Consider the following 17337-nt stretch of genomic DNA (forward strand, 5'->3'; position numbering starts at 1 on the left):
CACGCCGGACCCGCCCGGGTGCGCGCGAGCTACTCCACGCCCCGGATGCGCCCCACCAACACCGCCCCCGCCAGTCCGATCACCGCCGCCACCAGGTACAGCGTCCGGTAGCCGCCGGCATACGTCACGATCGGGGCCGCCAGCACCGGAGCGGCCACCTGGGGGAGGGAGTTGGCCACGTTGATCACGCCCAGGTCCTTGCCCCGGTCGAGGGCCGCCGGGAGGACGTCGGTCATCAGGGCGAAGTCGACCGAGGTGAACACACCGAAGCCCAGGCCGAGCAGGGCCGAGGCGACGATCGCGCCGGGCCAGGTCGGCCAGAGGGCGATGAGACCGGTCGCGGCCGCCATCACCATCCCCGACCAGTACACGAACGGCTTGCGCCGCCCCACCCGGTCCGACCACACCCCGGAGACCACCACCGTCGCCAGCAGCGTCGAGGCGTTCACCACGGTGAGGATCAGCACGCCCTCCTCCGGGTCGGGGTACCCGACCCGGTCCCGCAGGTAGAACAGCAGGTAGAGCAGGCCGACGCTGTTGCTCAGATTGATCAGGAAACGCGTCAGCCAGGCCCACGCGAAGTCCGGATGGCGCCGCGGGCTCAGCCAGAAGCCGACCAGGAACCCCCGCCACGACCACGGCCGGGCCGCCGCCGGCAGTCGCGGGTCCCGGTGCCCCAGCACGTACGGCAACACGCCCACCAGCGTGAACACCGCGCACGCCGCGTACCCCGCGCCGACGCCCCCGCCGAGCGTCGCCAGCCCGGTGCCGCCGACCACGCCCAGGATCTGCGCCGCCCCCAACCAGCCACCCACCGAGCCCCGTTGGAGACGCGGCACCTGGTCCGGGACCGCGGCGGTGACCGCCGCCCAGGACGCGTTCAGGGTGAACTGCACCAGACACCAGCCGGCCGCCATGGTCCACAGCCCGCCCGCGCCCGCGAGCAGCAGCAGCGACACCGCCCCGCCCGCCGACCCCACGACGATCCACGGCGTACGGCGGCCCCAGCGGGACGCCGTCCGGTCCGACAGCGCCCCGAACAGCGGCGTGGCCAGCAGTGAGACGACCGCCCCGGCGCCGGTCACCCACGCCAGCATGGACTCCTTCGACATGCCCGCGCCGGGCGCGAACTCCTCCGCCTGGGAGGCCAGCAGGATCTGCAGCGGGCCGTACCAGCCCACCCAGATCGCCCCGTTGGCCAGAGCCAGGGCGGAGGTCCAGCCCCCGCCGACCCGTTCCGAGGGCTCGGCGAGGGCGTCCGTCGGCTGTGTCGTCGTCATCCTCTGCTCTGCGCCCGCAGCAGGTCCCGGTACCAGGCGTACGACGCCTTCGGGGTCCGCTCCAGCGTCTCGAAGTCCACGTGGACCAGGCCGAACCGCCGCGCGTACCCCTCGGCCCACTCGAAGTTGTCGAGCAGCGACCACACGAAGTAGCCGCGGAGGTCGACGCCCGCCTCGGAGGCGGCGTGCAGCGCGCGCACATGGCCGTCCAGGTAGGCGATGCGCTCCTGGTCGTCGAGGCCCTCGTAGGAGCAGCCGTTCTCGGTGATCACGACCGGGGGCAGCCGGTCGCCGTAACGGTCGTGGAAGGTGGTGAGGAGTTCGGTGAGGCCCTCGGGGACCACCGGCCAGCCGAAGTCGGTGGTCGGGACGTTCTCGATCTGCTTGACGGTGAAGGGGAGTTCGGCCGGGATGGAGACCCCGCCGAACTCGATGTCCTCACCCTCGGGGGCCCCGACCCGGGTCGGCGCGTAGTAGTTGACGCCGTACCAGTCGATCGGCTCGGAGATGATCTTCAGGTCGGAGTCGATGTCCGTGCCCGGCATCAACTCACCGATCCCCTCCGGGTATTCGCCCAACAGGACCGGCTCCGCGAACAGACGGTTGAGGAGCAGGTCGTAGAAGCCGGCCGCCTCCACGTCCGCCTGCTCCTGGGAGGCCGCCCAGGTCGGGCCGTGCGAGTTGGCGATGCCGACGTCCGTGACGCCGGCCGCGCGCAGGGCCCGTACGGCCAGGCCGTGGCCCAGCAGCTGGTGGTGGGCGGCCGGGAGCGCGTCGAACATCAGCTGCTTGCCGGGCGCGTGGGTGCCGAGGGCATGGCCCAGCAGGGTGTGTTCGGCGGGCTCGTTGAGGGTGATCCACTTGCCGACGCGGTCGCCGAGCCGGGCGGCCACGACGGCGACGTACTCGGCGAACCGCTCGGCGGTGTCCCGGTTCAGCCAGCCACCGCTCTCCGCCAGCGACGACGGCAGGTCCCAGTGGAAGAGGGTCGGGACGGGGCGCACACCGGCGCCGATCAGCTCGTCCACCAGACGGTCGTAGAAGTCCAGGCCGTTCGGGGTGTTCACCCGCGGCCAGGAGATCGAGAAGCGGTACGCGCCGACACCCAGGTCGCGCAGGAGGGCCACGTCCTCCGGGTAGCGGTGGAAGTGGTCGCAGGCCACCGCCGCCGTCGAGCCGTCCTTGATCCGGCCCGCCTCGGCCGAGAAGGCGTCCCACACGGACGGCTCGCGCTCGCCCGCTGCCCCCTCGATCTGGTGCGCGGAGGTCGAGACGCCCCACAGGAAGCCTGCCGGGAACCGGGGTATCGGGTTGGTCGCGTTCGTCGCCATGGGCGGATCATCCGTACCACGGGTAACGGAAGTCAACGCCCGAGGGTGAAGTGCCCGTTACGCGCCCCTGGTGCCCGCGCGGGGCTGCTCATGCCCCCTCCTTGAGCACCCTTCTGATCAGCTCCCGCTGCGCCTCGGACAGCCGGGGGTCCGCGCAGTGCACGGTCCGGCCGTCCACCGTGATCTCGTACGAGAAGCCGTCCGGCACCCCGAGCGGCGGTGAGCCCCGGCCGGCGGTGAGGGCCCGCTCGGCCAGGGCGTGCCAGTCCTGGGCATCGGGCCGTCCGGCGGTGTCCACGACCGCGTGCCGCTCGATGCCCGCGAAACCGCCCGTGCGCCGCACTTCGATACGCATGCGTCATGTGTAGTACGGAACGGGGCCGCGGCGCAGCACCGCACCGCCGCCGCGCACGCCTACAGCGTCCGTACGCCCACCTGCTCCCAGGCCTTCAGCACCGCCGTCAGCTCGTCACCCTGGCCGTAGCGGTCCTTCGCGGCCTTGACCGTGAGCGTGGCGAAGTCGACGAAGAGGGCCTGCTTGTCGAGTGCGCCGCCGGTGAGGACGTCGTACCAGATCTGTCCGGCGCGCTCCCAGGCGTGGCCGCCGAGCGCGGTGGCCACCAGGTAGAACGCGTGGTTGGGGATACCGGAGTTGATGTGCACACCGCCGTTGTCGCGGCCGGTGCGGACGAAGTCGTCCATGGTCGCCGGCTGCGGGTCCTTGCCGAGGACGTCGTCGTCGTACGCCGTGCCCGGGGCCTTCATCGAGCGGAGCGCGACCCCCGTGACACGGGGCGCGAGCAGACCGGCGCCGATCAGCCAGTCCGCCTCCGCGGCGGTCTGGCCGAGCGTGTACTGCTTGATGAGGGCGCCGAAGACGTCCGACATCGACTCGTTGAGCGCGCCCGGCTGGCCGAAGTACGTGAGGTTCGCCGTGTACTGGGTGACGCCGTGGCTGAGTTCGTGGCCGATGACGTCGATCGGGATGGTGAAGTCGAGGAAGATCTCGCCGTCCCCGTCGCCGAACACCATCTGTTCGCCGTTCCAGAAGGCGTTGTTGTAGTCGCGCTCGTAGTGCACGGTCGCGTTCAGCGGCAGGCCGTCGCCGTCGATCGAGTCGCGGGCGAAGGACTTCCAGAACAGTTCGTACGTGGCGCCCAGGCCCGCGTACGCGCGGTTGACCGTGGCGTCCTTGCCGGGCGCGTCGCCCTCGCCGCGCACCTTCCTGCCGGGCAGGTCCGTGCCGTGGCGGGCGTCGTGGATCGTGCGGTGCGGTGTGCCCTCCTCGGCGCCGACGGGCGCGGTGATGCTCGGGGCGCCGATGACGGTGGTCAGTCGGCGGTGGGTGCGTTCGAGTGCGTCGCGCTCCAGGGTGCGGCGTGCGGCGTTGGCGAGTGTCGGGTCGTCGGCCTGGGAGAGCTTGTCGAGGACGTGTGGCGGGACGACCGTGCAGAAGACGGGCTCGTGGCCCCCGGTGGTGGTCATGTCTCGCACGATTGCACTCCGTTAGGGGCGTGTCACTAGAGGCAACCATGATTGGTGAAATGTCGCCGTATGGGTCGCGAATCGTCATCGCCGTGTTACTGAGGGTCGAGGGCGGGCTTTCCCGTGTGGGGCTTCTCGCGCAGTTCCCCGCGCCCCTGGCGGGGCGCTCCTGTCGGCCTGTGTGGTCTTGCGCACCTTTTGTCCGGATCGGTTCTCTGGTCCCGCATACTGATACGACCCCGCACGGCAGAAACGGCTCGGCTAAGCTGCTCCGCATCATGCGTTTCGGGCTGCTTCTCCTTAGCTGCCGCGGCGAGGGCCTGTACTAGAGGCCGACCCCCTCCCCGCGGTGCTTTGGCGTTGTGTCGTCGGCCGTCCTTCCCGGCAGTGACCGGACCATCGAGGAGCCCACGCATCATGGCGAACCGCCAGCAGCCCACGTCCATGCCGATTCACAAGTACGGGCGTTACGAGCAGGTCGACATCCCCGACCGCACGTGGCCGAACAACCGGATCACCGTCGCCCCCCGCTGGCTCTCCACCGACCTGCGTGACGGCAACCAGTCCCTGATCGACCCCATGTCGCCCGAGCGCAAGCGCCGGATGTTCGACCAGCTGGTCAAGATGGGCTACAAGGAGATCGAGGTCGGCTTCCCCGCGTCGGGACAGACGGACTTCGACTTCGTACGGTCGATCATCGAGGAGCCGGGCGTCATCCCGGACGACGTCACCATCTCCGTACTGACCCAGGCCCGTGAGGACCTGATCGAGCGGACCGTGGAGTCGCTGAAGGGCGCCAAGCGGGCGACCGTCCACCTGTACAACGCCACCGCCCCCGTCTTCCGCCGGGTCGTCTTCCGCGGCTCCAAGGACGACATCAAGCAGATCGCCGTGGACGGCACACGGCTGGTGATGGAGTACGCGGAGAAGCTGCTGGGCCCCGAGACCGAGTTCGGCTACCAGTACAGCCCCGAGATCTTCACCGACACCGAGCTGGACTTCGCGCTGGAGGTCTGCGAGGCGGTCATGGACGTCTGGCAGCCCGGTCCGGGCCGCGAGATCATCCTCAACCTGCCCGCCACGGTGGAGCGTTCGACGCCGTCGACGCACGCGGACCGCTTCGAGTGGATGGGCCGCAACATCTCCCGCCGCGAGCACGTCTGCATCTCCGTCCACCCGCACAACGACCGCGGCACCGCCGTCGCCGCCGCCGAACTGGCGCTGATGGCCGGCGCCGACCGAGTCGAGGGCTGTCTGTTCGGGCAGGGCGAGCGCACCGGCAACGTCGACCTGGTCACCCTGGGCATGAACCTGTTCTCCCAGGGCGTCGACCCGCAGATCGACTTCTCCGACATCGACGAGATCCGTCGCACGTGGGAGTACTGCAACCAGATGGAGGTCCACCCGCGCCACCCGTACGTGGGCGACCTGGTCTACACGTCCTTCTCCGGCTCCCACCAGGACGCCATCAAGAAGGGCTTCGACGCCATGGAGGCGTCCGCGCAGGAGCAGGGCAAGACGGTCGACGACATCGAGTGGGCCGTCCCGTACCTGCCGATCGACCCCAAGGACGTCGGCCGGTCCTACGAGGCCGTCATCCGGGTCAACTCGCAGTCCGGCAAGGGCGGTATCGCCTACGTCCTGAAGAACGACCACAAGCTGGACCTGCCGCGCCGGATGCAGATCGAGTTCTCGAAGCTGATCCAGGCGAAGACCGACGCCGAGGGCGGCGAGGTCACCGGCTCCGACATCTGGGCCGTCTTCCAGGACGAGTACCTGCCGAACCCCGAGAACCCCTGGGGCCGGGTCCAGGTCCGCACCAACCAGTCGACCACCGACGCGGACGGCGTGGACACGCTGACCGTGGAGGCCGAGGTCGACGGCGTGGAGACCACCCTGGTCGGCACCGGCAACGGCCCGATCTCCGCGTTCTTCCACGCGCTGCAGGGCATCGGCATCGACGCCCGCCTGCTGGACTACCAGGAGCACACGATGAGCGAGGGCGCCTCCGCGCAGGCCGCCTCCTACATCGAGGTCGCCATCGAGGACAAGGTCCTGTGGGGCATCGGGATCGACGCGAACACGACGCGTGCGTCGCTGAAGGCGGTCGTCTCCGCCGTCAACCGCGCGGCCCGCTGACCAGCCTGACCGGCGGTTTGAACGCCCCGTTCGCCGGATTCCGGCGGACGGGGCCCGTCGTTTACCGGCCAAACCCTGTGCAGGTCGCGGGTAGGGCTCGTCCGGAGTACTGACTGCGCCTCACCGATGTGGCTAACATCACGCAAGCGCGGCGATGATGCCGAGGGGGCACTTCCCGCGCCCAAAGGGCCGTGTGTGGGGGAGTGACGGAGGTGCGACGTGCTGCCAGGACGGGACCCGATCGGCCGTGCCGCCGCGCTCGCCCGCGACGGGCGGACCAGCCGTGCCACCGGCTTCTCGCGCGTGCTGGGCACCCGGATCGCGTGGACGGGCGTCGGTGACGGCGAGTTCTTCTGCCCCGGCTGCGGAGGCGACCGCAACTACCAGCGCCTGACCGGCCGCCGCCGCTTCACCCTCCTCGGCGTCCCCGTGCTGCCCCGCGGCGAGACCGGGCCCGTGGTCGAATGCGCGGCCTGTCGCCACCACTACACCCTCGACGTCCTCGACCACCCCACCACCACCCGCTTCTCCGCGATGCTCCGCGACGCCGTCCACACGGTCGCCCTCGCCGTCCTCGCGGCCGGCGGCGCCTCGTCCCGCACCTCGCTCGCCGTCGCCGCCACCGCCGTCCGCTCCGCCGGGTTCGACGACTGCACCGAGGACCAACTCGGCGCCCTGGTCGAGGCCTTGGCCGCCGACACCGGCCGTGTCCACGGCGAACCCTGCGGCCCCGGTCTGGCCATAGAGCTCCACGAGGCCCTGGACCCGCTGGCACCGCACCTCGCCCCGACCGGCCGCGAGGCGATCCTGCTCCAGGGCGCGCGCATCGCCCTCGCGGACGGGCCGTACACCCCGGCGGAACGGGACGCGCTGGCCACGGTGGGCGCGGCGCTCACCATCTGCGCGGACGACGTGACCCGACTCCTCGCGACGGCCCGGACCCCGTCCTAGCGCCCAGCCATCACCACCCCTGCGGCTACGGCCACAGCCACAGCCGCTGACGGGGCCCCGGTCCCGGCTGCCGTCGTTCACACCCACGTACCGAAGTCGTACGCGCGCTCTGCGCCGGTCCCCGCCCGGCTTCCACTCGGGCGCACGCTGGGGGCGCGAGAGAGTGAACAGCGGCCGGAAACCGCGCCCCCGTGCGCGGCTGGGCGGGCGCGAAATGCTGCGGTATCAATGATCCCTCGGGAACGGGGAGGACCATGTCGCAGACGGGTGCGGGGTCGGGTGGCGGTGCCGACCAGAACGGGCTGACTCCGGGCAACGGAGGTGGAGGGGCAAGCGGGGACGGTGGGGACGGCGGAAGCCAGGACGCCGGTTCCGGGAAGAAGGGCATAGCCGTTCTGATCGCCGTCATCGGCGCGTTGGCGGCGGTCGTGGCGGCGGCGATCCAAGTGCTTCCGGACATGATCGGCGGTTCCGAGGAGAGTTCTGGTAATGGTCCCGAGGCCACCGTCTCCGCGACGCCGAGCAGCGACCCGTGTGATCTCGACCGGCTGGAGGGCGCGGAGGACGCCTGGGCCCGGCCCGCCGCCCAGCGACCGCACCCCAAGCTGCTCGCCGACCGGAAGCCGAGCGTGCTCACCAGGGTGGACGGCGACGCGAACCCCGGTATCAGTGTGCGGGGCCGGCTCCAGGTGTCCGTGCCCGACGGTCAGGTCCTGTACCTGGTACGGCAGCCGGACAGGAACACGCGGGACGAGGAAGGCCGCCCCGGCTCGCATCAGTACTATCCGGCCGCTCTCGTGACCCCGGACGGCGACGGCTGCTGGGAGGACACGAAACGGCAGGTCGGGTATGACGGGGCGAAGGGCATCACCGAGATCTACTACGTGTGTCTGGTCTCGCGCGAGCAGGCGGACAGGTTCGCCAGGGACCGCGCGGCCGATGGCTGGGACGGCTACGGCGCTCACCAGTGGCGGTCCGTCGGTGCGATCGACGTGCTCTCCTTCAGGGTTCCGACGGTGACGTAGACCGGGTCACTCCCCCGCGCACGGCGCCTCAGAGCAGGCCCGCCGCCGCCAGGTGCTTGCCGACCCGCTCGGTCTCCGCCTCCGACAGGGGGATCTGGGGGTCCGCCGTGGCCGGGCAGGCGATGACACCGCGCAGGTGCAGGGCGGCCTTGAAGGCGCCGAGCGCGGAGGAGGAGCCGCCCATGCGGGTCGGGTCTCCGACGGTGACCATGGCGAAGAGGGCGCACAGGCGCTCCTGTTCGGCGCGGGCGCGGTCCAGGTCACCGGCACGGAAGAGGCGGAAGAGGCGGACGTAGCCGGCGGGGTCGACGTTCGCCAGCCCCGGCACCGCGCCGTCGGCGCCCAGGGCGAGCGCGGAGTCGACGAGCAGCTCGGAGCCGGTGAGGGCGCTGAAGCCGGTGACGGCGGGGTCGGTGCGGGCGCCGGTGACGACCCTGCGGAACGCGGCCAGGTCGCCGCTGGAGTCCTTCAGGCCGGCCAGCACCCCGTCCGCCGCCAGCTCCAGGACCACCTCGGCGGGCAGCCCGCAGTGCACGGCGGACGGGATGTCGTAGGCGAGGACCGGGACGGGGGAGCCTGCGGCGAGCAGCCGGTAGTGGCGGGAGATCTCCGCCGGGTGGGTGCGCGTGTAGAAGGGGGCGGTCGCCACGACGGCCTCCGCTCCGGCGGCGGTCACGGCCCGGACGTGGTCCAGGACGCGCGGTGTGGTCATGTCGATCGCCCCGGCGAGGACGGGGAGCTGCCCGCCGACGTGACCGACCACCGTCTCGACGACGACGCGCCGCTGCGCGTCCGTCAGGAAGGCCGCCTCCGACGACGAGCCGAGCACGAACAGCGCGTCCACACCGCCCGCCACGAGATGGTCGACCAGCCGGACCAGCGAGGCGACGTCCACCTCGCGGTCCGGTGTCAGGGGCGTGCAGACGGGCGGGACGACACCGGTCAGCGGGGTGGGCAAGGTCATGGCGGCTCCCTGGTGCTAGGACATCGCTACGCGTCGGGTACGGATCCCGGCGCCGACGCGGCCACCGCCTGGGCGACCAGGTCGCGCGTCGAGTCCGTCTCCCGCACAGGATGGTGGCAGCGGAAGCGGTGTCCGGGGGCCGACGCGGCCGTGAGGTCCGGCACGATCTCCGCGCAGACCTCGTCCGCCTTCCAGCAGCGGGTACGGAACGGGCAGCCGCTCGGCGGCCGGGTCGCCGACGGGACGGGCCCCACCAGGGGGATCGGGTCGATCGGATCCAGCAGGCCGGGCGTCGCCGAGAACAGGGCGCGGGTGTACGGGTGCCGGGCGCTGCCGGTGACCAGGGCCGCCGGGGTCTCCTCCACGATCCGGCCCAGGTACATGGTGATCACCCGGTCGCTCATCCGCCGTACCGTCTGGATGTCGTGCGAGACGAAGACCAGCGCCAGGCCGAGGCGTTCCCTGAGGTCCAGCAGCAGGTTGAGGATCTGGGCGCGGACGGAGACGTCCAGCGCGCTCGTCGGCTCGTCCGCCACCACCAGCTCCGGGTCGAGCGCCAACGCCCGTGCGATCGCGACGCGTTGCCGCTGGCCGCCGGAGAGCTGTCCGGGCAGGGCGTCCGCGAGTGCCGGGGGCAGGCCGACCAGGGCCATCAACTCCCGTACCCGGTCCTCACGTTCGGCCGGGGTGCCGCGCCGGTGCACATCCACCGGGTCCCGCAGGATCCGGCGGACGGTCAGCCGGCGGTTCAGGGCCGTCGACGGGTCCTGGAAGATCATGCCGGTGCCGCCGCCGACGGTCGTCCGGCGCTCGGCCGCCGACATGGACCACAGGTCCCGCCCCCGGAACGCCACCGTCCCGGACGTCGGCCGGTCCACGCCCACCAGCAGCTTCGCCAGCGTCGACTTGCCGCACCCCGACTCGCCCACCACGCCCACCGTCTCGCCGGGCGCGATCACCAGATCGGCGCCGGTCAGGGCGTACACCCGGTCTCGGGTGAACACCCCGCCGCCGCGCGCCCGGTGCACGACATGGGCGCCGGAGACCTCCACGAGCGCGTTCACCTGGTCACCTCCCCGCCGTCCCCGAGGTCCACCGCCGGGTGGTGGCAGGCCGCCGTGTGCGTACGGGTGCCCAGCAGGGCGGGAGCCCCCGTACGGCAGACCGCGCTCGCCCGGGGGCAGCGGTCGGCGAAGCGGCAGCCCGTCGGGAAGTCGGCGGGGGCGGGGACGACACCCCTGATCTGGGTCATCCGCTCGGCCGCCGACTCCAGCGACAGGACACTGCCCAGCAGCCCGCGCGTGTAGGGGTGGGCGGGCCGCTCCACCAGGTCCGCCGTCACGCCCGTCTCGACGATCTGCCCGCCGTACATCACCACCACCCGGTCGGTCACGTCCGCGACCAGGGCCAGGTCGTGCGAGACGAGGATCAGCGCGAAGCCGAGCTCCTCGCGCAGCCGCAGCAGCAGTTCCACGATCTGCGCCTGGACGGTGACGTCGAGCGCGGTGGTGGGCTCGTCGGCCACGATCAGCCGGGGGTCGCGGGACAGCGCCATCGCGATGAGGACGCGCTGGCGCTGGCCGCCGGAGAGTTCGTGCGGGTGGCTCCGCAGGGTGCGGTCGGGGTCCAGGCCGACCAGGCGCAGCAGTTCGGGCGCGGAGCGCGTGCCGCCCCGGCGCACCACCTGCTTCAGCTGGGCGCGGATCGTCATCGCCGGGTTGAGGGAGGACAGGGCGTCCTGGTAGACCATCGCCATCTCGTGGCCGAGCAGCCGACGCCGTGCCCGCATCGGCTCGCCCACCAACTGCCGCTCCCCGAAGAGGACCTGTCCGCGCACCCGGGCGCCCTTCGGTTGCAGGCCCATCACCGTCAGCGCGGTCAGCGACTTGCCGCAGCCCGACTCGCCGACCAGGCCCAGGACCTCACCGGGGCGGACCTCGAAGCCGATGCCGTCGACGATGTCCACGCCCCGGTGCCGGGCGTCGAAGCCGATCGCGAGGTTCCGTACGGACAGCACCGGCGGGCCCTCGGGGAGGGGGCGGGCCCGCGCGCGCAGTCGCGCGGCCGCCTCGGTCAGGCCGGGCAGCTCCGTGACCTCGTCGCCGCCCGGCTCCCGTGAGATCGGCCCCGCCTCCCGTGCGACCGGCCCCGGCTCACCTGAGACCGGCCCCGTCTCCCGTGCGGCCGGCGCGGCCCACGCGTCGGAGACGCCCTCGGAGAGGATGTTCAGACAGAGCACCGTGACCAGCATCAGCAGGCCGGGGAAGACGGTCGCCCACCAGCCGCCGGTCAGCACCATGTTCTTGCCGTCCGCGATGACACTGCCCCAGGACGGGTCCGGCGGCCGCACCCCCGCGCCGATGAAGGAGAGCGACGCCTCGAAGACGATGGCCTCGGCGACCTGCACGGTGCAGAACACGAGCACCGGGGCGGCACAGTTGATCGCCACGTGCCGGATCACGATGTGCGGGGTGCGCGCCCCTATGACCCGCTCGGCGGTCACATAGTCCTCGCCGTACTGGTCGAGGACGTTGGCCCGGACGACCCGGGCGACCGGCGGGGTGAACAGGAACGCGATCGCGCAGATCAGCACGGTGATTCCGCCGCCGAAGACGGCCACCAGGACGGCGGCCAGCGCGATGCCGGGGAACGCCATGACCACGTCCAGGCAGCGCATCAGGGTCTCGTCGACCGCCTTGCGCGAGGTCGCGGCCACGGCCCCGACGACCGCCCCCACGACCAGTGCCAGCCCGGTCGCGCCGAGCCCGATCGCCAGCGACCAGCGGGCCCCGTACATCAGCCGGCTCAGGATGTCCCGGCCGAGGCTGTCCTGGCCCATCCAGTGGCCGGCGGACGGCGCGCCGGTGCCGCCGACCAGGGTCTGCTGGTCGAGCGCGTCGTGCGGCGCGAGCCACGGGGCGAGGAGCGCGGTGAGGACCACGACCGCCAGGAAGCAGACCGCGATCCGGGTCAGCGGCGGCAGCCCGCGCCAGGAGCGCGCCCGGACACCGGGCCGGGAGAGGGCCTCGGTCAGGCGCCTGCGCGTGGTCACGATCAGACCGAACATCGGGCATCAGCTCCCGTCCGGGCGTCGGGACAGCGGACCGCATCCCTCGATGGGCGTCAACTCGCCTCCCTCAGGCGGGGGTTCACCAGCAGATGGAGGACGTCGATGACGAGGTTCACGACCACGAAGCCGCAGGCCGTGGTCAGGACGACCCCCTGGACGACCGCCGGATCGCCGTTCTTCACGGCGTCGATCATCAGCTTGCCCATGCCCGGCAGCGAGAAGATCGTCTCGATGACGACCGCGCCGCCGAGCAGATAGCCGACGCGCAGCCCCAGCACGGTCAGCGGATTGATCAAGGCGTTCCGCAGCACGTTGCGGCCCACCACCACCCGGGGCGGCAGGCCGCTCCCGATCGCCGTCCGCACGTAGTCCTTGTCCAACTCCTCGACGACCGCCGTCCGCACGATCCGGGTGAGCTGCGCCGCCACCGGCAGCGACAGCGCGAGCGCCGGCAGGGTCATCGTCTCCAGCCACCCGGTGAGGGAGTCCGCCGGATTGACGTACCCGCCCGTCGGGAACCAGCCCGCCTCCACCGCCAGGTACTGGATCATCAGCAGCGCCAGCCAGAACCCGGGCGCGGCCACCCCGGTCAGCGACACCACCCGGATGAGCTGGTCCGGCAGCCGGTCCCGGTGGATCGCCGCCGTCACCCCGCCGAGCAGCGCCAGCACGACCGCGATGCCCAGCCCGAGGAAGGTCAGCTGGAGCGTGAGCGGCAGCGCGGTCGTCACCTGGTCGAGCACGGGCGCCCGGGTGAGCGCGCTGATCCCCATGTCCCCGTGCAGCAGATCGCCGACGAATCCGGCGTACCGCACGGGCAGGGGGTCCAGCAGTCCGTTCTCCTCGCGGAACGCGTGCAGTTGCTCCGGTGTGGGATTGGCCCCCTGGAAGAACGCGGACGCCGGATCGACGTCCGAGAACCGCATGACGACGAAGACGAACAGGACTATCCCGAGCAGCAGCGGGACGAGCAGCGCGATCCGCCGCAGCAGGATGCGCACGACGGCGACCACGCTAGACCCACTTGGCCTGGAGCAGGTTGATCCCCGGATACGGCTGTGCCCTTATCCCCGACAGCCGCTTCGGGTTCCACGCGGTCATCAGCTCGTTGTGCACCACCGGGTAGAGCACGGCCTGTTCGGCGACGACGTCGATGTAGTCCTGGATCATCGCCCTCTTCCGGTCGGCGTCCGGCTCCCGCGTCGCGCGGTCCATGTCCTTGAAGAGCGCCCTGGCCACGGGATCGTCGGCCCACCGCGCGTACCGCATCCACAGGTTCTGCGGGCCGTAGTTGTAGTGCATGATCAGATCCGCGTCGAGGCCGAACTGATTGGGGTTCGAGGCGGCGGCCACCACCTGGTAGTCCTGCTTCTGGTCCAGCTTCGTGAAGACGGCGGTGGTCTCCTGCGGCGAGAGCGTCGTGGCGACCCCGATCGCGTCCCAGGACGCCTTGATCGTCGGCAGGCAGTCCACGATCCAGCTGACGTTCACCGCCAGGATCTCGATCCGCAACCCCTTCACCCCGGCCTCCGCGAGCAGGGCCTTCGCCCGGTCCGGGTCGTACGCGTACACGCTCTTCGCCGGCCGGTGGCTCGGATTGCCCTCGTCGAGGAAGGAACTCGCCGGTTTCCCGTGCCCCTTCAGCGCGACCTCGATCATCTTGTCCCGGTCGATCGCGTGGTGCAGAGCCTGCCGCACCCGTACGTCGTCGAAGGGCTTCCGCGCGGTGTTGAACATGAGGAAGAGGTTGTTCATCCCGGAGCCGCCCTGGACGGACATACCGCTCTTCTCCAGCTGTCCGATGTTGGCGTACGGGATGTTGTCGGCGATCTGCGCGCCCGCGCTCGCCCCGGAGATCTTCGCGACGCGGGGGGCCGCGTCCACGATGGTCAGCCAGTTCATCTTCCCGAAGGCGGCCGGGCGGGGGCCGTTGTAGTCGGCGTACGCCTCGAAGGTGGTGTTGGACTTCGGGTGGTGCGCGGTCTGCCGGTACGGTCCCGAACCGATCGCCTTGCCCTTGATGGCCTCCTCCCACGCGCCCGGCCGGGAGAAGACGTGCTTCGGCATGATCTTCGCCAGCGTCAGCCGCGCGAGGCCGTCCGGGAAGGAAAACCTGAGCACCAGCTCCACGGTCCGCTCGTCGATCTTCCTGACCTCCTTCAACCAGCTCGCGAAGAAGCCCTTGGCGAGGGTCTGGGTGCCGGGGTCGAGGATGCGGTCGTAGACGAAGACGACGTCGTCGGCGGTGACCGGTGTGCCGTCGTGGAAGGTGGCGCCGGGCCGCAGCTCGAACCGCCAGGAGGTGCCGCCGACGTCGCCCGGCACGGCCGTCGCGAGCGCCGCGTACGGCTCGCGGGAGAGCGGGTCGGTGTCGAGGAGGCCCTCGTAGATGTGGTGGTTGGCGGCCATGCAGAAGGCGGACGCGGTCTGGGTCGGGTCCCAGCTGCCGTCGTTGCCGTAGCCGATGACGGCCGTCAGGGTGCCGTTCCCGCCGCCCGGGTCACCGGTGTCGTTGGTGGACTCCGGCCCGGCCGAACAGGCGGCCAGCGACGAGGAGACGGCGGCGGCCGCGCCCAGCGCGCCGGAGTGCTTGAGGAGCGAGCGGCGGCTCGGCGCCGGGGCGTCACGGATCACGTCGCGCACGGTTCCTCCAGAGGGGGAGAGGAGATACGACGTCCTACGTCCTACAGGGGGCAGCGTGACCTTAGGAGCGCCCGTGGGGGCGGTCAAGAGAGCGCACACGAATGGCGTACGTGCCAGAGGTGCGACCAATGGCGGATCAACTGCGGTAGGAAATAACGACAGTTGAGGGTCCGTTGGGAGAGGGTTTCCCAGGCTGATCACGGGGCGTTAACCTGGCGTTCCCCTGGCCAGTCCACGCGGTTCCCGTCCGGAGGTGGGACGTCGGATGTCCGGCGAGCGTACGATGCGGCGCATGTCTCAGGAGAGCGGCGGCACACGCCGGCCCGAGCGGCGGGTGAGCAGCCAGATCCAGCACGAGGTCATGCAGCTCATCCTCGACCGCAGGCTCCAGGCGGGAGCGCCGCTGCCCACCGAGACGGAGCTGATGGAGGACCTCGGCGTCAGCCGCAACTCCGTCCGCGAGGCACTCAAGGCCCTCCAGGCCCTCGACATAGTCGACATCCGGCACGGCTACGGCACCTATGTCGGCGAGGCCTCCCTCACCCCCTTCGTCGACGGCCTGACCTTCCGCACCCTGGCCCGGCCCGACGGCGACACCGCCGCCCTCGCCGAGATCCTCCAGGTCCGCGAAGTCCTGGAGGACGGCCTCGTACGACGGGTCGCGGGCACCCTCACGGACGACGAACTGGACGCCCTCGAAGCCGTCGTCGACCGGATGGAGGCGGCCGGGAAGGCGGGCGAACCCGTCGCCGAACTCGACCGTGACTTCCACGAACTCCTCTACGCCTCCCTCGGCAACGCCCTCGTCCCCCAGCTCCTCGGCGCCTTCTGGACCGTCTTCCGGCGGGTCGCGGGCGCCCGCGGCTGGACCGACGACCCCACGCCCGAGCTGACGGTCCGCCGCCACCGGGACATCGTGGCCGCGCTCCGCGCCCGCGACGTCGAGGGCGCCCAGCGGGCGATGTCCGACCACTTCCGGGGCATCGAGGCGAGAGCGGCGCAGGCCTCGCGGGGGGTGGGCTAGGCCATGGAGCGCTCCTCGGTCGAGCCGTGGGACCCCGCCGGCGCCGGTGTGCTGCGGCTGCCCTCCGGGCGGCTGGTGCGCGGCCGGGGGCTGCGCCGGCCGCTCCCCGACGGCCCCGCCCCCACCTACGCCGTGTACCTCCTGGGCAAGGAACCGCCCGGCGTCCCCTGGGAGTCCCGCTGGCTGCGCTGGCCCGACTTCCGGCTGCCCGGCGACCGGGTGGAGGCGGCCGGGGTGCTGCGCGAGGTCTGGGAACGGGCGGCCGTCGACCGGGTCGAGCTCGCGTGCGGCGGCGGCCGGGGCCGCACCGGCACGGCGCTGGCCTGTCTCGCGGTCCTCGACGGCGTACCGCCGGGGGAGGCCGTGGCGTACGTACGCCGGCACTACGACCGGCACGCGGTGGAGACGCCGTGGCAGCGGCGGTACGTACGGAGATTCGGCTGAACCTCGTGGGGCGACCGGGGCGAGACCGGTAAATCGTTTCTTCATGGCCTCTTCCCGATATTCGGCAGGTAATCCGAGGAAAGCGGTCCGTGAGGTGAGTTCGGGCGGCACCATGAGGCGGAGATCACTCCGGCGATCCGGCCGGAACACGCCCGTCGAACCCACCTCCGAGGCCGTCAGTGACGACACCCCCTTCTCCGCCCACGCCACCCTCCCCGTCCGACTCCCGATGGCACACCGTCGGGATCATCGTCGCGGCCGTCATCACCGCGGCGGCGACCGTCACGGCGGGGTTGATGAGCGCCGACACCGAGAAGAGCGGGCCCGAGGCGGCGCCCTCGTCCGGCCGGACGTCGGCGCCGGCGCAGTCACCCACCCCGATCGCCACCCCCACCCCCACCCCTTCCGCGATATCGACACCGCCCTCGACGCCCGAACCCGCACCCACGCCCACCCCTACGCCCACACCCCCGCAGCCCGTCATCCGGTCGGAAGGGCTGCCGCCGGAGCTGGCCGGAACCTGGGTGGGGATCGCCACGGAGTCCGACAGCGGGTCGAACGGCGACTCGACCGACTCCTACCGCGTGCGGCTGGAACTGACCGGGGGCGCCGTCACCGAGGACATCGGCGAGGTCCACTACGAGATGCAGGGCTCCCGCTGCCAGGGCGACCTCACCCTGTGGGCGGTGGACGCGGTCAGCGAGGCCCTCTCCCTCGGCGAGTACATCGAGTCCGGCAACTGTGTGAAGGGCGGCCGGATCACCCTCACCCCGATGCCGGACGGCACGCTGGACTTCGCCTACACGGGTGCCAAGGTCGACGGCTCCGAGCAGACGGTGCACGCCTCTCTGGAGAAGGTCCGCTGAGGCCGGCGGTCCCTCCCCGCCACCCCTGCCCGTCCCATCCACAAGGTGCTGCCCCTGACCCCCGCTACGGGGTTTGCCGCCGAGGCGGCAGGGAGGACGGGGTGCAGCCCTCAGG

The 17337-nt window shown here is 71.6% G+C and carries 16 protein-coding genes; 6 read left to right on the forward strand and 10 right to left on the reverse strand.

Features of this window, described 5'->3' with window-relative positions:
• Window positions 1–29: 29 nt before the first annotated feature.
• The 4 genes from ACZ52C_RS00090 to ACZ52C_RS00105 all read right to left on the reverse strand — a co-directional run bounded on the left by ACZ52C_RS00090 (window position 30) and on the right by ACZ52C_RS00105 (window position 4096).
• Entirely contained in the window at window positions 30–1280 is a 1251-nt protein-coding gene (locus tag ACZ52C_RS00090; protein WP_469072633.1) for an MFS transporter, read from the reverse strand.
• Window positions 1277–2611: a GH1 family beta-glucosidase gene (locus ACZ52C_RS00095; RefSeq protein WP_469072634.1), complete on the reverse strand. Its 1335-nt coding sequence runs from the start codon at window positions 2609–2611 to the stop codon at window positions 1277–1279. The genes ACZ52C_RS00090 and ACZ52C_RS00095 overlap by 4 nt, the downstream gene beginning before the upstream one ends.
• An 88-nt stretch (window positions 2612–2699) precedes the next feature.
• A complete protein-coding gene (locus ACZ52C_RS00100) occupies window positions 2700–2966 on the reverse strand; it encodes a protealysin inhibitor emfourin (protein WP_469072635.1) in 267 nt (88 codons plus the stop codon).
• A gap of 59 nt (window positions 2967–3025) precedes the next feature.
• Complete coding sequence (locus ACZ52C_RS00105) at window positions 3026–4096, reverse strand: M4 family metallopeptidase (RefSeq protein ID WP_469072636.1); 1071 nt, start codon at window positions 4094–4096, stop codon at window positions 3026–3028.
• Window positions 4097–4513: 417 nt separating this feature from the next.
• Here ACZ52C_RS00105 and leuA point away from each other — a divergent pair, with 417 nt between their 5' ends.
• The 3 genes from leuA (at window position 4514) to ACZ52C_RS00120 (ending at window position 8211) form a co-directional block, all read left to right on the forward strand.
• Window positions 4514–6235 carry a 2-isopropylmalate synthase gene (gene leuA, locus ACZ52C_RS00110; protein WP_469072637.1) on the forward strand — a complete coding sequence of 574 codons (1722 nt, stop codon included), beginning with the start codon at window positions 4514–4516 and terminating at the stop codon, window positions 6233–6235.
• Between the two features lie 219 nt (window positions 6236–6454).
• Window positions 6455–7186 (forward strand): TerB family tellurite resistance protein, encoded by a 732-nt coding sequence (locus ACZ52C_RS00115; protein WP_469072638.1) that lies wholly within the window; start codon window positions 6455–6457, stop codon window positions 7184–7186.
• A 254-nt stretch (window positions 7187–7440) separates the two neighbouring features.
• A complete protein-coding gene (locus ACZ52C_RS00120; RefSeq protein WP_469072639.1) occupies window positions 7441–8211 on the forward strand; it encodes a hypothetical protein in 771 nt (256 codons plus the stop codon).
• A gap of 28 nt (window positions 8212–8239) precedes the next feature.
• Here ACZ52C_RS00120 and ACZ52C_RS00125 read toward each other — a convergent pair whose 3' ends face one another.
• The 5 genes from ACZ52C_RS00125 to ACZ52C_RS00145 are packed head-to-tail and all read right to left on the reverse strand — an operon-like array spanning window position 8240 to window position 14888.
• Window positions 8240–9175, reverse strand: a complete 936-nt coding sequence (locus ACZ52C_RS00125; RefSeq protein ID WP_469072640.1) for a dihydrodipicolinate synthase family protein — start codon at window positions 9173–9175, stop codon at window positions 8240–8242.
• A gap of 26 nt (window positions 9176–9201) precedes the next feature.
• Window positions 9202–10239, reverse strand: a complete 1038-nt coding sequence (locus ACZ52C_RS00130; protein WP_469072641.1) for an oligopeptide/dipeptide ABC transporter ATP-binding protein — start codon at window positions 10237–10239, stop codon at window positions 9202–9204.
• On the reverse strand, window positions 10236–12242 hold the full coding sequence (locus ACZ52C_RS00135; RefSeq protein ID WP_469072642.1) for a dipeptide/oligopeptide/nickel ABC transporter permease/ATP-binding protein: 2007 nt from the start codon (window positions 12240–12242) through the stop codon (window positions 10236–10238). Before ACZ52C_RS00135 ends, ACZ52C_RS00130 begins: the two co-directional genes overlap by 4 nt.
• Window positions 12243–12298: 56 nt before the next feature.
• Window positions 12299–13258, reverse strand: coding sequence for an ABC transporter permease (locus ACZ52C_RS00140; RefSeq protein ID WP_469072643.1), 960 nt, complete (start codon window positions 13256–13258; stop codon window positions 12299–12301).
• A 1-nt stretch (window position 13259) separates the two neighbouring features.
• Window positions 13260–14888 (reverse strand): ABC transporter substrate-binding protein, encoded by a 1629-nt coding sequence (locus tag ACZ52C_RS00145; RefSeq protein ID WP_469072644.1) that lies wholly within the window; start codon window positions 14886–14888, stop codon window positions 13260–13262.
• A 283-nt stretch (window positions 14889–15171) separates the two neighbouring features.
• Between ACZ52C_RS00145 and ACZ52C_RS00150 the strand changes: the two genes are divergently transcribed.
• Window positions 15172–15912 carry a FadR/GntR family transcriptional regulator gene (locus ACZ52C_RS00150; protein WP_469073389.1) on the forward strand — a complete coding sequence of 247 codons (741 nt, stop codon included), beginning with the start codon at window positions 15172–15174 and terminating at the stop codon, window positions 15910–15912.
• A 3-nt stretch (window positions 15913–15915) separates the two neighbouring features.
• A complete protein-coding gene (locus tag ACZ52C_RS00155; RefSeq protein WP_469072645.1) occupies window positions 15916–16356 on the forward strand; it encodes a phosphatase domain-containing protein in 441 nt (146 codons plus the stop codon).
• 124 nt (window positions 16357–16480) lie between these two features.
• Here ACZ52C_RS00155 and ACZ52C_RS00160 read toward each other — a convergent pair whose 3' ends face one another.
• The gene (locus ACZ52C_RS00160) at window positions 16481–16804 is read right to left on the reverse strand and encodes a hypothetical protein (protein WP_469072646.1); all 324 of its coding nucleotides are present in this window, start codon (window positions 16802–16804) and stop codon (window positions 16481–16483) included.
• A 76-nt stretch (window positions 16805–16880) separates the two neighbouring features.
• On the opposite strand from ACZ52C_RS00160, the gene ACZ52C_RS00165 reads away from it, so the two are divergent.
• Window positions 16881–17222, forward strand: coding sequence for a hypothetical protein (locus ACZ52C_RS00165; RefSeq protein ID WP_469072647.1), 342 nt, complete (start codon window positions 16881–16883; stop codon window positions 17220–17222).
• The last annotated feature ends 115 nt before the right edge of the window (window positions 17223–17337 follow it).

It is taken from the genome of Streptomyces sp. NPDC034049, assembly GCF_055575575.1.

Bases quoted from the DNA above. Each gene is read 5' to 3' on its own strand.
- ACZ52C_RS00090 (WP_469072633.1), bottom strand. From the start codon at position 1,280: ATGACGACGACACAGCCGACGGACGCCCTCGCCGAGCCCTCGGAACGG.
- ACZ52C_RS00095 (WP_469072634.1), bottom strand. From the start codon at position 2,611: ATGGCGACGAACGCGACCAACCCGATACCCCGGTTCCCGGCAGGCTTC.
- ACZ52C_RS00100 (WP_469072635.1), bottom strand. From the start codon at position 2,966: ATGCGTATCGAAGTGCGGCGCACGGGCGGTTTCGCGGGCATCGAGCGG.
- ACZ52C_RS00105 (WP_469072636.1), bottom strand. From the start codon at position 4,096: ATGACCACCACCGGGGGCCACGAGCCCGTCTTCTGCACGGTCGTCCCG.
- leuA (WP_469072637.1), top strand. From the start codon at position 4,514: ATGGCGAACCGCCAGCAGCCCACGTCCATGCCGATTCACAAGTACGGG.
- ACZ52C_RS00120 (WP_469072639.1), top strand. From the start codon at position 7,441: ATGTCGCAGACGGGTGCGGGGTCGGGTGGCGGTGCCGACCAGAACGGG.
- ACZ52C_RS00125 (WP_469072640.1), bottom strand. From the start codon at position 9,175: ATGACCTTGCCCACCCCGCTGACCGGTGTCGTCCCGCCCGTCTGCACG.
- ACZ52C_RS00135 (WP_469072642.1), bottom strand. From the start codon at position 12,242: ATGTTCGGTCTGATCGTGACCACGCGCAGGCGCCTGACCGAGGCCCTC.
- ACZ52C_RS00150 (WP_469073389.1), top strand. From the start codon at position 15,172: ATGCGGCGCATGTCTCAGGAGAGCGGCGGCACACGCCGGCCCGAGCGG.
- ACZ52C_RS00155 (WP_469072645.1), top strand. From the start codon at position 15,916: ATGGAGCGCTCCTCGGTCGAGCCGTGGGACCCCGCCGGCGCCGGTGTG.